The 15,384-nt window shown below is 32.7% G+C and carries 12 protein-coding genes; 9 read left to right on the top strand and 3 right to left on the bottom strand.

Features of this window, described 5'->3' with window-relative positions:
- Positions 1-11 precede the first annotated feature (11 nt).
- From ATO12_RS19595 to ATO12_RS19625, 7 genes are all read left to right on the top strand, one after another.
- On the top strand, positions 12-938 hold the full coding sequence (locus ATO12_RS19595; protein WP_034245422.1) for an ion channel: 927 nt from the start codon (positions 12-14) through the stop codon (positions 936-938).
- A gap of 230 nt (positions 939-1,168) precedes the next feature.
- Complete coding sequence (locus ATO12_RS19600; protein WP_034245429.1) at positions 1,169-1,963, top strand: outer membrane protein assembly factor BamD; 795 nt, start codon at positions 1,169-1,171, stop codon at positions 1,961-1,963.
- A 15-nt stretch (positions 1,964-1,978) separates the two neighbouring features.
- Positions 1,979-2,311, top strand: a complete 333-nt coding sequence (locus ATO12_RS19605) for a DNA-directed RNA polymerase subunit omega (RefSeq protein WP_025663994.1) — start codon at positions 1,979-1,981, stop codon at positions 2,309-2,311.
- Between the two features lie 4 nt (positions 2,312-2,315).
- Positions 2,316-3,527 (top strand): bifunctional phosphopantothenoylcysteine decarboxylase/phosphopantothenate--cysteine ligase CoaBC, encoded by a 1,212-nt coding sequence (gene coaBC, locus ATO12_RS19610; RefSeq protein ID WP_034245431.1) that lies wholly within the window; start codon positions 2,316-2,318, stop codon positions 3,525-3,527.
- Entirely contained in the window at positions 3,520-4,404 is an 885-nt protein-coding gene (porD, locus tag ATO12_RS19615; protein WP_034245434.1) for a type IX secretion system protein PorD, read from the top strand. The genes coaBC and porD overlap by 8 nt, the downstream gene beginning before the upstream one ends.
- A gap of 73 nt (positions 4,405-4,477) precedes the next feature.
- Complete coding sequence (recN, locus tag ATO12_RS19620; protein ID WP_034245437.1) at positions 4,478-6,142, top strand: DNA repair protein RecN; 1,665 nt, start codon at positions 4,478-4,480, stop codon at positions 6,140-6,142.
- Between the two features lie 223 nt (positions 6,143-6,365).
- On the top strand, positions 6,366-6,860 hold the full coding sequence (locus tag ATO12_RS19625) for a CAP domain-containing protein (protein ID WP_034245440.1): 495 nt from the start codon (positions 6,366-6,368) through the stop codon (positions 6,858-6,860).
- A gap of 18 nt (positions 6,861-6,878) precedes the next feature.
- Here ATO12_RS19625 and ATO12_RS19630 read toward each other — a convergent pair whose 3' ends face one another.
- From ATO12_RS19630 to ATO12_RS19640, 3 genes are read right to left on the bottom strand one after another with little or no spacing between them, the layout of a single operon-like run.
- Positions 6,879-8,828 (bottom strand): OmpA family protein, encoded by a 1,950-nt coding sequence (locus tag ATO12_RS19630; RefSeq protein WP_034245442.1) that lies wholly within the window; start codon positions 8,826-8,828, stop codon positions 6,879-6,881.
- A 10-nt stretch (positions 8,829-8,838) separates the two neighbouring features.
- The gene (locus ATO12_RS19635; RefSeq protein ID WP_034245937.1) at positions 8,839-9,780 is read right to left on the bottom strand and encodes a PorP/SprF family type IX secretion system membrane protein; all 942 of its coding nucleotides are present in this window, start codon (positions 9,778-9,780) and stop codon (positions 8,839-8,841) included.
- Positions 9,781-9,790: 10 nt separating this feature from the next.
- Positions 9,791-12,706, bottom strand: coding sequence for an Ig-like domain-containing protein (locus ATO12_RS19640; RefSeq protein ID WP_081802117.1), 2,916 nt, complete (start codon positions 12,704-12,706; stop codon positions 9,791-9,793).
- A gap of 754 nt (positions 12,707-13,460) precedes the next feature.
- Between ATO12_RS19640 and ATO12_RS19645 the strand changes: the two genes are divergently transcribed.
- Both ATO12_RS19645 and ATO12_RS19650 read left to right on the top strand, forming a co-directional pair.
- Positions 13,461-14,279, top strand: coding sequence for an enoyl-ACP reductase FabI (locus tag ATO12_RS19645; RefSeq protein WP_034245448.1), 819 nt, complete (start codon positions 13,461-13,463; stop codon positions 14,277-14,279).
- Between the two features lie 95 nt (positions 14,280-14,374).
- The gene (locus ATO12_RS19650) at positions 14,375-15,379 is read left to right on the top strand and encodes a glycosyltransferase (RefSeq protein ID WP_034245451.1); all 1,005 of its coding nucleotides are present in this window, start codon (positions 14,375-14,377) and stop codon (positions 15,377-15,379) included.
- The last annotated feature ends 5 nt before the right edge of the window (positions 15,380-15,384 follow it).

The raw sequence follows: 15,384 nt of genomic DNA on the forward strand, positions 1-15,384 counted from the left end.
AAAATGAAGTGATGGCTAAAAAAATAAAAGATCCAGGTATAGGTAAGTCCTCTAATAAATACGCTAAACGATTTATCAATCCAGATGGCTCTTTTAATATAAAACACATCAATAGACCAAGCTCTTTATCAGAGAGCTATAACTACTTGATTAGTATTAGTTGGACCAAATTTTTCCTATGGGTGGTATTGGGATATATTTTGATCAATGCATTATTTGCTATGATCTATACATTTTTAGGAATATCAAATATTACAGAATCTACAGGGAGTGTTTTAAAAGATTTTCTTAATGCTTTCTTTTTCTCAGCTCAGACTATTACAACTGTAGGATATGGAGCCATGGCACCAAAAGGACTTGTTTTTGGTATCATTTCTTCTTTTGAAGCCCTAGTAGGATTATTAAGCTTTTCATTTATTACTGGATTATTATATGGTAGGTTTTCTAGACCAAGAGCAAATATTAGGTTTAGTAGTAGTATGGTGTTTAGAAAACATAACGGAGTAGATTGTATTATGTTTAGATTAATGAGTAGGAGTGCTAATGTAATGATTCGGCCCAAAATTGAAGCTACACTCTCATTGTCTCAGGAAAGTAAAGACAAAAAATATGTCAATAATTTTTACAGTCTAAAACTAGAAAGAAATTCGATTACATATTTGCCTACCACCTGGACTATTGTACATCCTATTGATGAGTTAAGCCCATTGAAAGAATTTAGTAAAGAGCAATTACAAGAAATAAACGGAGAAATTTTAATATTAGCTAGTTATTATGATGAATCTTTTGCACAAGAAGTTCACCAGGTTCATTCTTATGTATTGAAAAATTTAAAACAAGATCAAAGTTTTATTCCTGCATTTTATTATGATGATGATGGTTATACAATTCTGGATCATGATAATCTAGATAAGACCTTACCGCATAGTTCTACTTAATTTTATGAAAATATTTTAGAGTGTTAAATACCATTAATCCTGCAACATACCTTTAATTATGTAGTTATTGAAATGAGCTAAAATCAATAAAATGATATAAACAGAAATGTTTATTAGCCAATTCTGCCTGCTTAATTGTAAAAACAATAGAGAGTAACAGGTGAATAGATGAATTAAAGTTTTTGTAATACGGCAGAAATATATACTTTTGCCAGATGTTTTTTTAAGATATGAAGAGATTATTGTATTTACTTGTTTGTGTGTTATTTTTAGGATCTTGTAGTGAATACCAAAAGGTGCTAAGAGGCGAAGATTTAGCAGCTAAATATAAAGCTGCAGAGAACTTGTACAAAGAAGGAAAGTACAAAAAAGCCTTAAAGCTTTTTGAACAGATTGTTCCTCAATATAGAGGTAAGCCACAAGCAGAAAGAATAATGTTCTATTATGCAGATACTTATTATCAGCTAGAAGATTATTATCTTGCAGGATACCAATTTGAAAGATTTGCTAAATCTTACCCCAAAAGTCAAAAAAGGGAAGAAGCATATTATAAAGGAGCTAAAAGTTACTATGATTTGTCACCAAGATATAGCTTGGATCAGGAAGATACAGATAAAGCACTCGAAAAACTTCAGGCATATATTAATGCATATCCAGAAAGTGAGAATTTAAAAGAAGCAAATAAGCTAGTTGCAGAACTTAGAGATAAGAAAGAGAGAAAGGCTTATGAAGTAGCTAAACAATATCATCATAGAGAGAATTATAAAGTTGCTATTTCAGCTTTTGATAACTTTCTCATAGATCACCCAGGATCTCCTTATAGAGAAAAAGTATTATATTACAAATTAGAATCAGAATATCTTTTAGCAATCGGTAGTTATGAAGTTTTGGTAAAAGAACGTTTAGAAACTGCTCAAGGATATTATAATAGTTATAAAAAATATTATAAAACAGAAGGAGAGTATCTAGAAAAAGCAGAAGAATTAGGAGAAGATATAAAGACAAGATTAGAACAATATAAATAGAAAATAAAGTAGAAGATGGATTTGAAAAAAAGTAATGCGCCGGTAAATACAACTACTATTGATAAAAATCGTATCGATCAGCCAACGGATAATATCTATGAGGCAATTTCGATAATATCAAAAAGAGCAACTCAAATCAATACCGATATCAAGAAAGAACTTCTTGAAAAATTAGATGAGTTTGCTACTTATAATGATAGTTTAGAAGAGATTTTTGAAAATAAAGAACAAATAGAAGTTTCTAAATTCTATGAAAGATTACCAAAACCACATGCTTTGGCAGTACAAGAATGGTTAGAAGGTAAGATTTATCACAGAAATACAAAAGCAGACTCAGGGTCTCTATAAGTTTATGTCTATAATAAGCGGTAAAAAGATTTTAATTGGTGTCACCGCTGGTATTGCTGCTTATAAGACAGCAAACTTAGTGCGCTTATTTATCAAATCAGGAGCAGAGGTAAAAGTAATAATGACCCCTGCTGCTAAGGATTTTGTAACTCCGCTTACATTATCTACACTATCAAAAAATCCTGTTCATTCCTCTTTTTTCGATGATGAAGATGAAAATGCAATTTGGAATAATCATGTAGATTTAGGGTTATGGGCAGATGTTATGGTCATAGCACCAGCTACTGCTAATACATTATCCAAAATGGCGACAGGTAATAGTGATAACTTACTATTGGCAACCTATCTATCTGCAAAATGTCCTGTTTATTTTGCTCCGGCAATGGATTTGGATATGTATAATCACCCTTCTACGCATCAAACATTTAAAAAATTACAAGAGTTTGGTAATATCATGATTCCTGCAGAATCGGGAGAATTAGCAAGCGGTTTGATCGGTCAAGGACGTATGGCAGAACCTTCTACTATTATTGAATTTGTAGAAAAAGATATTCTAGATAAACTTCCCTTAAAAGATAAGCAGGTTTTGATCACTGCAGGTCCTACATATGAAGCAATTGATCCTGTAAGATTTATAGGTAATCACTCTAGTGGTAGAATGGGGATAGAACTTGCTAAAACAGCAGCTAATTTAGGAGCACAAGTAACTCTTATTTTAGGGCCTTCTGCTCTTAAAATTAGTCACAGTCTTATTCGTGTTATTAATGTAATTAGTGCCAAAGATATGTATGAGGCAGTGGTTTCTGCATACAAAGATTGTGATATTGCAATTGCATCAGCAGCAGTTGCAGATTATCGACCTAAGCAGGTGTCAGATCAAAAAATAAAAAAGGAAGATACAGAATTTTCTATTAAATTAGAGCGAACCACCGATATTCTTAAATGGATGGGAGCAGAGAAGAAAAACCAACTTCTCGTTGGGTTTGCTTTAGAAACAGAAAATGAAGAGGAGAATGCGAAGAATAAACTAAAAAATAAGAACTTAGATTTAATTGTTCTTAACTCTCTTAATGATAAAGGAGCAGGTTTTAAAGGGCAAACGAATAAAGTAACATTGATTAATCATAAATTAGAGATTAAAGCGTTTGACTTAAAGACAAAGTCAGAAGTTGCACAAGATATATTTAATGAAATTAATACATTGAACAATGAATAGGTTGTTACTTGTTATCGTATTTATAGTTAGCTTAGGAGTTAATGCTCAGGAATTTAATGCTACCGTTGCTGTTAATGCAGAGCAAACAGGTAATCCTAATTTACAAGTTTTTAAAACCTTAGAACGTGCATTAACCGAATTTATTAATAATTCGAAGTGGACCTCTGTAGATTATAGAACAGAAGAAAGAATTAATTGTAGTTTTTTTGTTACTATAAACAGTTACGATAATGATCTTTTTTCTGCTACTGTACAAGTACAGGCATCTCGTCCGGTATACGGATCTAGTTATAGTACTACCATCTTTAATATAAATGATAAGCAGTTTAATTTTAACTACTTAGAATTTCAACCACTAAATTATAATCCAAATAATTTTGAGTCTAATTTAATCTCTGTAGTTGCATTTTATTTATATACTATTTTGGGTATAGATGCAGATACCTTTGAGCTAAATAGTGGAACAAGTTATTATCAGGAAGCCAAAAATATTGTTAGTAATGCCCAGGGTAGTAATACACTTGGTTGGGCCAGAGAACAAAACCCTAATAGATTTAGACTTAATGATGATCTTCTTTCGGGAACATATGAAGGATATAGAAAAGCCATGTATACTTATCATAGAGAAGGGTTAGATGTTATGTATAATAATGTGAAACAAGGGAAAGAGACAATTACCGAATCTATGAAATCACTAGAAGAAATGCATAATACTAGGCCTAATTCTTATATAATGAGAGTGTTTTTCGATGCCAAAGCAGATGAGATTTCAAGTGTTCTTTCTGGAGGACCTTCAGTTAATATTGCCGAAACTGTTGAAATACTTAATAAAGTAGCACCTACATATTCAGAAAATTGGAAAACTATAAAGTTTTAAAAAATGCTTTATTATTAATTATTGTAATATAGTATCTTTACTTTTTTAAAAACAACAAAAATTTTTCTATCCTTTGCTAAGAGGTCTTTCTATAAAAAACTTCGCCTTAATAGAAGAGCTACAAGTAGCTTTTGATTCTGGTTTAATTACAATTACAGGAGAAACTGGAGCGGGTAAATCTTTATTACTTGGCGCTTTGGGATTGTTATTGGGAAAAAGAGCAGATCTTAGTAGCGTTAAAGATAATACTCAAAAATGTGTAATAGAAGGAGTTTTTGATGTAAAAAAATATGGGCTTACCTCTTTTTTTGAAGAAGAAGCGCTGGATTATGAAGACCAAACTATAATCAGACGAGAGATTTTACCATCTGGTAAATCCAGGGCTTTTATAAATGATACTCCGGTCACTTTACAGTCATTGGTATCTCTGGGAACTAGATTAATAGATATCCATAGTCAACATCAAACATTAGAGGTAACTACAAATGATTTTCAGTTTGAGGTATTAGATGCATTGGCTGATGCAGATCGTGAAATAAAATCTTACAAAAGAGGTTTAGAGCTTTTAAAACAAAAACAAAAAGAAGTAGATGCACTTATAACTGATCAAGAAAATTTCACAAAAGAATATGATTACAATGCTTTTCTTTTAAATGAATTAGAAGAAGCAAAGCTTAAACCAGGTGAATTACAAGAATTAGAAGCACAATACGATCAACTTAATAATATAGAAGAAATTCAGGAAAGATTATCGGGATCTGTTGCTATAATGTCTTCAGAAGAAATTGGGGTATCTGATCAATTAAATACTATCAAAAACAACCTCTCTAAGATAGAATCGTATTCTGGACCTTTGCAAGAACTTTCTCAAAGAATTCAGAGTGTATATATTGAACTAGATGATATAAGTAGTTCTTTACATGATGAGTTAGAAAAGCTAGAAGCTGACCCTGAGAAACTAGAACAAATTAGCCAGCGATTGCAATTATTACATAATCTACAGGTAAAACACGCGGTATCAGATATAGAAGAATTGATTGTGATAGCAGACACACTGCGACAAAAAGTTTCTAAAACAGAATCACTGTCAGAAGATATAGAAAAACTTAAAAATGAAATAATTACTATTCAGTCTCAATTAGATGAAGTAGCAGAAAAGATTCATAAGAAACGAAATAAGGCACTTCCTTTGCTTATAAAGGAGCTAGAGGATATTCTTAAAGCACTGGGGATGCCAAATGCTACATTTCAGGCTTCTTTAGAATTACAGGAAAAATATCTATCTAATGGAAAAGAAGTGCTAACATTTCTGTTCTCTGCTAATAAAGGAGGAGCTTTTGGGCAGCTTAAAAAAGTGGCTTCGGGGGGAGAGTTATCAAGAATTATGATTGCGATTAAATCTATTTTATCCAGATATACACAACTACCTACAATTATTTTTGATGAAATAGATACCGGTGTATCTGGCGAAGTAGCTCATAAAATGGCAGATTTAATGATGAATATGAGTAAAAACCTACAAGTTTTTAGTATAACGCATTTACCACAGATCGCTGCTAATGGTCAAAATCATTATAAAGTGTATAAAGAGGATATACAAAATACTACTATTACTCAGCTTAAACTATTAAGCGATGAAGAACGAATTAAAGAAATTGCCGAAATGATTGGCGGCAAAGACATTTCTGATTCGGCATTAACCCATGCAAAATCATTATTAAACTCAGCTTCAAATTAAGTAGAACAAAGCTGTAAACTATCCTAATTAGGTAGGTTTTTACTTCATTTAATTTAATGATTAAAAACAAGTGTTAAGGTGCTGAAATTGTGTATTTTATCGATTATTTGCAATATAATACGTTAAAAGGATGTTTTTTGTCGATTTTAACATTTTTAATCCCAGATTGTTTTCTTTTATTTCGTAGTTTGTGCAAGTAGCCCCAAACCTACGCCCCCAAATTATGAAATTACCTATTAAAGTAATCTATATTGCTTGTGTAGCAATGTTGTTATATTCCTGTTCTGCAGAAAATGTTGAAGAAAATTTAGACTCTTCTAATAAGGAATTTATTGTTCCTGAAGTAAAATCAATAGAAATTGAAATTTTAGATCTTATAAATAGCTATAGAGTTTCTAAAAACTTAAATACTCTTGGGGCTCTGGATATCATAAAATCACAAGCCTATCGTCATACCGATTATATGATTAAGCAAAATAATATATCTCACGATTATTTTTATGAACGAAAATCATATCTTGTTACTAATGCTGGAGCAAGTAAAGTAGCCGAAAATGTTGGATATGGTTATTCTTCGGCAGAATCTATTGTTAATGCCTGGATAAAAAGTGATAGTCATAGAAGTACCATAGAAGGTGATTTTACAGATTTTGATATTTCTATAGAACAAAATGAAGATGGTGTGATGTATTGTACTAATATTTTTATTAAAAAATAGTCTTCTTAACAACTTCAATTATTCGTAATCATTGAGTATCAAAAAAGCTGAACGTCTGTTTTGATCATGATCTTTTTCTGTACAGGGAGGTCTGTTATCAATACCACACTTGTTTAATAGTCGTGATTCTCCATAGCCTATAGCACTCGGAATTCTATCTGCGGCAATTCCTCTGGATAAAATATAATCCCTGGTAGCATTAGCACGTCTGTTAGAAAGTTTCATATTGTACTTGGCACTACCACGGCTATCAGTATGAGATTCAATTTTTATAATCATTTTTGGATTTTCTCGCATTACATTAACAATATTCTCTAATTCATAAGCTGCATCTGGACGAATATCATATTTGTCAAAATCAAAGAAAATAGGATTAACTACAATTTCTTTTTTTATGATTAAAGGGGTTAAGTATAGATCTAATTTTGTTTCACTTCCATTAGTTGTAGTTGTCGAAAATTGTTTAGAATCTGGCCTATAATTTACTTTGGAGGCAAGAATAGAGTATGTTTTACCGCATGATATCTCTTCAAAAATATAGTTACCGTTATTATCAGACAGGGTAGTATTAATAATTTTACCTGTTTCATCAATGATTTTAACAGTAACTTCAGGAAGTGGTTCTAAGGTAAGTTTATCATATGTTACACCGGTCAAAACTTGCTTACATTCATATTTGTCAAAAATATAGATATCATCACTACCTTTGCCTCCAATTCTGTTAGAAGAAAAATATCCAGAATCGCCATCCGCATTTAAAAAGAAAGCAAAATCATCATAACCACTATTGTATGGGGCTCCTAGGTTTTTAATTTCAACCTCTTCGTTGACTCTTTTTTTAAGGATGTTAGATTTGTAAATGTCTAAAAACCCTAGGTTTATATGGCTGTCTGATGAAAAATATAATGTAGAATCTTTTGCTACAAAAGGAAATACTTCCCGGCCTTCGGTATTAATTTTATCGCCTAAATTTTTTACAGCTCCAAAAGAGCCATCATCATTAATAGCAACTTTGTATAAATCTGATTGCCCGTATCCTCCTTCTCTGTCAGATACAAAATATAAGGTCTTTTCGTCGGGGCTTAATGCGGGATGTCCTGTAGAAAAAGTTTTGTCATTAAATGGTAGCTCTTCAATGGTTGTCCATTGATTTCCTTTAAGCTTGGCTCTATATAATTTTAGATTAGAGTTGCCTTCTTTATCATAAGATGTTCTTTTTCTTTTATTAATGTTGTTTCTGGTAAAAAAGAGTGTTTTGCCATCCTTAGTGATTGTTAATGTGCCTTCGTGTTCATTCTTTAGATTTATGACGTCTGACGAAATAGGAGCAATGTTGTTTACTGCAATGGTCGAATCAATTCGATCAATTGTAGATTGATAAATGTTTAAATAAGGTTCTCCATTCCATTTATAGATTTTCTTTTTGCCTTTGATATTGTCATCTACTCTAGAGGACGAAAAATATAAGTTTCCATTTTGTTCAAATCCACCAAAATCAGAGTATTTGCTGTTAGAGTTTAGGTTTATTACACGAACATGAATATCTTTTGGAGTAGATAATTCTTGAAATTTTTCAAGACTGACGTTCTCAAAACCTTTAGTGTATTTACCATTTTGTTGAAGTGTTTTAAATTTTTTAAGCCACTGATTAGCTTCGTCATATTTGCCTAAACTTCGTAAGGTTTGTATATATTTATAGATGTATTGCGGGTGTATTTTTTTGTATTTGTTAACTGCTTTGTGGTACCAGAAATAAGCTTGTTCTGAATTAGAATTGTTATAATAGCAATCTCCTATTCTAGATAGAATATGTTTACTACTATCTTCTTTTTTTAATGCTTCTTTGTATAATTCAATAGCTTTTAAGTATGCGAAATCTCTAAAATATTTATCTGCTACCTTTATTTTTTGCGCATGAATAAAGGTGTTGAACAGGAATGCTAAAATTAGAAATGTTCTATTTTTCATACTTGTGGTATTAAAAGTACCTGGGGGACCTGACACGCTTTTCATTAAATAATTCGTACATCAGTAAAATTTCATGAGTGCCGCCAATATAGGGGCGTATGTCTGAAATAAAATGTTCATAAGCATAACCAACTCTAATTTGTTTGGTTACTTGAAAATCTGCTAAGGCTCCGATCGAAGCGGTATGTTCATTATATCTGTATGAGCCTCCGAGCCAAAATTTTTCATAGAATAGAAAATTTGCATTTAGATCAACAGAAATTGGCGCACCATTAGTAGCTTTAAGAAGAGCTGATGGTTTTAATTTTGTGTTTGTTGTTAGATCAAATACATACCCGCCTGTAAGGTAATAACTAACACGCTCTAGGGCTACATATTCTACCGTAGATGTTTCAGCGGTGCGATTATTATCGGTATTTAATATTCTTGGCGATGATAGCCCAAGATACCACCTGTTTGAGTGCAGATATAGCCCGGCACCAATATTAGGATTCCAACGGTTTGAGTAATTTCCAAAGAAAGGATCTTGTGTTACTTCAGGATCATTCAAAAATTCTCGATCTAGGTGATAATTAGTAGCTCCGGCCTTAAATCCAAAAGCTAATTTCGAATTATCTGTAATATTAATAGAATATGAGAAATCACCATAAATATATAAGTAGTTTTCAAAACCGGGAGTATCTCGTATTACAGATAACCCAAGTCCTACTTTTTCGTTTCGTAATGGAGAATGAGCAGATAATGTCTGAGTTTGAGGGCCACCTTGTATTCCTGTCCATTGACTTCTGTGTAAGCCTACAATACTTAATGTTTCTCTACTACCTGCATAAGCTGGATTTATAGATATGGTATTAAACATATATTGCGTGAACTGCGGCAATTGTTGTGTATATCCGATAGTGTTGATGTAAAGCACTAGTAGTACTGTTATTTTGTTTTTTGTAATGCCCATTAGTTGTTTTTTATTTTGTTCCAATATATAATGGGGTACTAATAGGTTTTAAACCACTATTATTGAGTGTTACAATACAATAATATGTACCACTTGGTACTTGGTTTGCTGACCCTAAAGATGATCGATGTGTTGTGCCATTCCAATCATTTTGATAATCACTTGATTTGTATATAATCGCTCCCCAACGATTAACGATTTTAACATCTACAACGTAACCGCAATTTTCTACACCATTTACTGCAAAATATTCATTGTATGGATCTCCATTTGGTGTAATTACCTTTGAAATTTTGATAGTATCTTCTCCACAAGAGAATACGGCACATCTATTATGTACTTCTATCGTTGTTTCAAGGTATATTGGGCAAGCTAGATTATCTTCGGTATAACTAAATACAATCTCTTCAGAGGTATCTTCGCTAACTAATTCTATGCTTAACGGATCAAAAAAATGATCATCAACTATAGATGCATTTTCTGATATAACTTCCCAGGCTCCACTAGTACTGTACTCACCTTCTAATAAATCAAATAAATCAAAAATTTGCGATTCTATCTCATCCAAGGCACATAATGTAGTGTCATTTGCGATTACAGCATTGTTTTCGAATGTTATTTTAGCTTGTACTGTAGTTGCGTTGTTACAATCATCTGTGATAGTGTATTCTACTACCAGGGTTCCATCTGTTATATTGTTAAAGTCATAATCCGAAGTTACCAATGCGGTTGTACTCGCGTTACAATTATCGGTTGCGCAAGTTTCTAATAATGCAATATTATCACTATTCCATTGGTTAGCAATTTCTTCGATATTTGTTGTAGAACACTCTAATGTTAAATCAGTAATTGTACAGCTAGTTAAGTCTGGAGGTGTAGAATCATGCAGGGTAAGAGTTGCAGTAAGAGTTATTGTATCTCCATTATCACCTGTAATAGTGTATGTAACTTCTATGGCTCCGCCCAGGCCACAAGAACTTACTAAATTATTAAAATCGTAATTTGAAGTCACTTGGCCAGTAAAATCTGTATTACAAGCATCAGAAGCGCAGGATTCTAACTCTGTGATATTATTAGCATTCCATGTGTTGGCTATAGTTTCATTATCTGTTCCGTTACATTCGATGGTTTCATCGGTTACATTACAATTAGTTATGCTAGGAGGTGTGATGGGTGAGATGGTAATGTATACAGTAGCTTGATCACAAGCAATAACTGGAGAACCATTGTCGCATACTGTGTAAATAAAACTATCTGTGCCTGTATATCCAGTATTAGGAATGTAAGTAAAAGAACCATTGGTATTAAGAGTAAGGATTCCGTTATCTACATCATCTACAGGAACTATATTTATGGTTTGTGTATCTCCTTCTGGATCAAAGTCATTATCCAACACATTTCCTAGAATATTTTTACATGCGGTAAAATATGCGTCATCATTGGCAAAAGTACTGTTATCCTGGTTTTTTATAACGGTAATTACTACAATAGTGGTGTCGCATAACGAAGGATTACCATTATCACATATCGTATACTCAAAAGTGTCATCGCCAGTAAAATCAAGAGGAGGTGTATATTTATATGTACCCGTATTTGGGTTTATAGCTACGGTAACTCCTTCTCTTGTAGTTACCGTAGGTGTTGTTACTATTATAGGATCGCCATCGGGATCAAAATCATTAACTAGTACATTACCATCTACAGTAGTATTTATTTCGGTAATTGCAGTATCTGGATTTGCAATGGGCGCTTCGTTTTTGGGATCATTAATGGGGAGTACTTCGATATATACAGTGGCAGTATCACAAGCAATTGGAGTGCCATCATCACAGATAGTATATTTAAAAGAATCTTCTCCTGTAAAATCAGTAGGAGGAGTGTAAGTATAAGCTCCTGTATTAGGTTCTATGTTAACAATAGCCCCTTCTGTGGTAGTTGCAGTAGTAGTGGTTACTGTTTGCGTGTCTCCTTCAAGATCTTCATCGTTAGTTAATACATTTCCAGAAACGGGGGTATTAATAAAAGTGTTATTAATATCTGTTACAGCATCTGTGCAATTAAATAGAATTGTGGTGCAAACAATAGAGGTGCAGCAATTAGCATCACGTATCTTTATGGTATAACGTCCTGGGGCAAGATCTAGAAATGTATCACTGGTTTGATAATTGGCTCCATTATCAATAGAGTATGTGTAAGGTGGCACCCCACCGGCTCCTTCTACAGTAATTTGACCAGAACCGTTACAGCTAATATGGGTTAGTTCCTTTATAGAAGCAGATACTGCTTTAGCAGGCTCGGTTATTGTAGCAGAGCTTGTAGTAGTACAGTTTGTAGCATCGGTGATCGTTACCGAATATGTTCCGGCGATTACATTGGTTAAATCTTCATCAGAAGAACCGTTACTCCAGGCAAAGGTAAATGGAGGAGTACCGTTTTCGACTGTTAGATCAACAGATCCCGTAGCATCACCATTACAAGATACATGAGTTACGGTATTTGTTGCTTTAATATCGCAAGTATTTAGACATTTAATGACAATACTTTTGGTTATTTGAGTTCCATTGGCATCGGTTACTGTGACACTGTGAGTACGATTGGTAAGAAGGCTAGCTGTTGCTGTAGTTTGATTATTAGCAGAAGCACTCCATTGATAAGTGTAGCCAGGTTTTCCACCAGAAGCGATAGCTTTGGCCTTACCATCACAACATATTCCTGTAGTTGTGGCATCTTGTATTTTAAGTATTGTAAGACTTAGCGGATTGGTATACTTGGTATTAGTTGTTGTAGTATCCTTTGAGATCAAAGAAGTATACTTATATTCATGAGAGTAATGTGCATAAATGCAAGTCGAAGAGAATAGTAGTGCAAAAAGACAAATAAGAGTAGTGATCCTCTTATGTATAAGAGTTAACGTAATAATTTTCATATGCCCCGTTTTATTAATTTATTCTAAGAAAAAAGCCCCTGTTTTTTTTTAGTGTTTTAAAAATCAAAAAATAAAAACATCTGACAATGGTAATAAGTAACTTGGTAATTTTTTTCCATAACGTATATTCTTAATACTAGTTAATATTGTTATATAGGGAATTATTTCAACATAAAAATTGACTGTATTTTTTATTACCTAAAACCAGTTACCTACATGTATTACTAAAAACAATGTTTTTTCATGAATAGGTACATAATCTTATGTAACTAAAAATTCTTTTATAGAAATAACTCTATAATTATTTCAAATATTCTAAGGGGGGATTGAAATAGTATATTCTTTCTAAGGGGAGAAATAATATACACTATGGGGGGTGTTTTATATCATTATTTTACCATATCAAATACAATGATATTTTAAAAAAGAAATCAATAAAACTATAAGTCAAATATAAGGTATATGTTGATAAAAATCAACTAATAATAAATTAATTTTTATTTTAATTAGATTTTGAAAGTCAATTTTTTTAAACTCCCAACGTAATTTATAAGTTATCATAATTATAGGTTTCTATTTCTTATCGAGATAGAAACATTACCGGTTTATTATGCAGAGATTTGATTCGCATTTTATTGTCATGTGTCTCTAATTATTTTTCATATACTTAACTAAATTCTATTTCGATTGGTTGTGGTTTGGGTCGTTTTATTATCTTTACCACTCGTATAACCATACTTTAATTTATAATTAAATGTCATACAATTTATTAAAAGGTAAAAGAGGAATTATTTTTGGGGCGCTTGACGAAAATTCGATCGCTTGGAAAACCGCAGAACGTGTTTATGAAGAGGGAGGAAGTTTTGTTCTTACTAATGCTCCTGTTGCAATGCGAATGGGGGCTATAAATACTCTTGCAGAAAAAACCAACACTCAAGTTATACCTGCAGATGCTACTTCGTTAGAGGATTTAGAAAATCTGGTGGATAAAGCAATGGAAATTTTGGGTGGTAAACTTGATTTTGTTTTACATTCTATAGGGATGTCGATCAATGTACGTAAAGGACGTCACTATACAGATCAGAACTATGACTGGACGCAAAAAGGATTAGATGTATCTGCACTTTCTTTTCATAAGACAATGCAAACGCTATATAAGAAAAAGGCAATGAATGACTGGGGGAGTATAGTTGGATTGACATACATGGCAGCGCAGCGTGTGTTTCCTGATTATAATGATATGGCAGATAATAAAGCATATTTAGAATCTATTGCTCGTAGTTTTGGGTATTTCTTTGGTAGAGAGAGTAATGTACGAGTGAATACAATTTCTCAATCTCCAACCCCAACAACAGCAGGAAAAGGAGTGAAAGGATTTGATGGATTTATAGAATACGCAAATAAAATGTCTCCTCTAGGTAATGCTACAGCTGCAGAGTGCGCTGATTATACCATTACATTATTCTCTGATTTAACCAAAAAAGTAACCCTTCAGAATTTATACCACGACGGAGGTTTTTCTAATATGGGAGTAAGCCAGTTAGTTATGGATAAATTTGTAGGAGAAGAATAAAGTTTTTCTAAAAAAAAAACTACTATAAGATTAGTGAAAAATCCCATTCTTAATTGGTAATGGGATTTTTTATTTAGACCACTTACCTTTGCAATATGGAAATATATTTCTCCTTTATTGTGCCTGTATATAACAGGCCAAATGAGATTAAAGAGCTGCTGGATAGCATGGTGGTTATGGATTATGCCAAACCATATGAGATTGTAATTGTCGAAGATGGATCGTCTGATACATCAAAAGAGGTTATAGATACTTTTGCAGATAGGTTGTCTATAAGTTATTACCAAAAGCCAAATACCGGCCCGGGAGATTCTCGTAACTATGGTATGCGTAAGGCTAAAGGTAACTATTTTGTTATTCTTGATAGTGATGTGATATTACCAAAAGAGTATTTGGCTAAAGCAGAACGTTTTTTATCCGATACTTTTGTACATTGTTACGGAGGCCCCGATGATGCTCATCAAAGCTTTTCTAACCTTCAGAAAGCGATAAGTTATAGTATGACTTCGTATTTAACTACTGGCGGAATTAGAGGACGTAAAAATACATTAGGAAAATTTCAACCTCGTAGTTTTAATATGGGATTGTCAAAAGAAGCTTTTCAGGCTTCGGGTGGCTTCGGAAACATACACCCAGGAGAAGACCCGGATCTTACCATAAGATTATGGAAATTAGGATATGACACTACATTAATTCCTGATGCTAAGGTGTTTCACAAAAGAAGGATCTCCTGGCAAAAATTCTATATACAGGTGAACAAGTTTGGATTAGTACGACCTATTTTAAATCGATGGCATCCTGATACAGCCAAAATTACATATTGGTTCCCTACCTTATTCTTGCTATACATCGTATTTTCTGTAGTGACTGCACTTTTAGGATGGTGGTATTTTATTGCTATTTTAGGAATGTATTTAGGGATTATTTTTCTAGGTGCTACGCTAGAATATAAGAATCTGTCTATAGGAGTACAATCTATTTTGGCAGTTTTGATACAATTTTATGGATACGGAAAAGGATTCCTGAAATCTTATTATTATATTCATCTATTGAAAAAAGTACCCGAAAAGCAATTTAAGAAATTGTTTTTTTCAAAGTAATTTGT

It is taken from the genome of Aquimarina atlantica (assembly GCF_000626715.1).
Classification (GTDB): domain Bacteria; phylum Bacteroidota; class Bacteroidia; order Flavobacteriales; family Flavobacteriaceae; genus Aquimarina; species Aquimarina atlantica.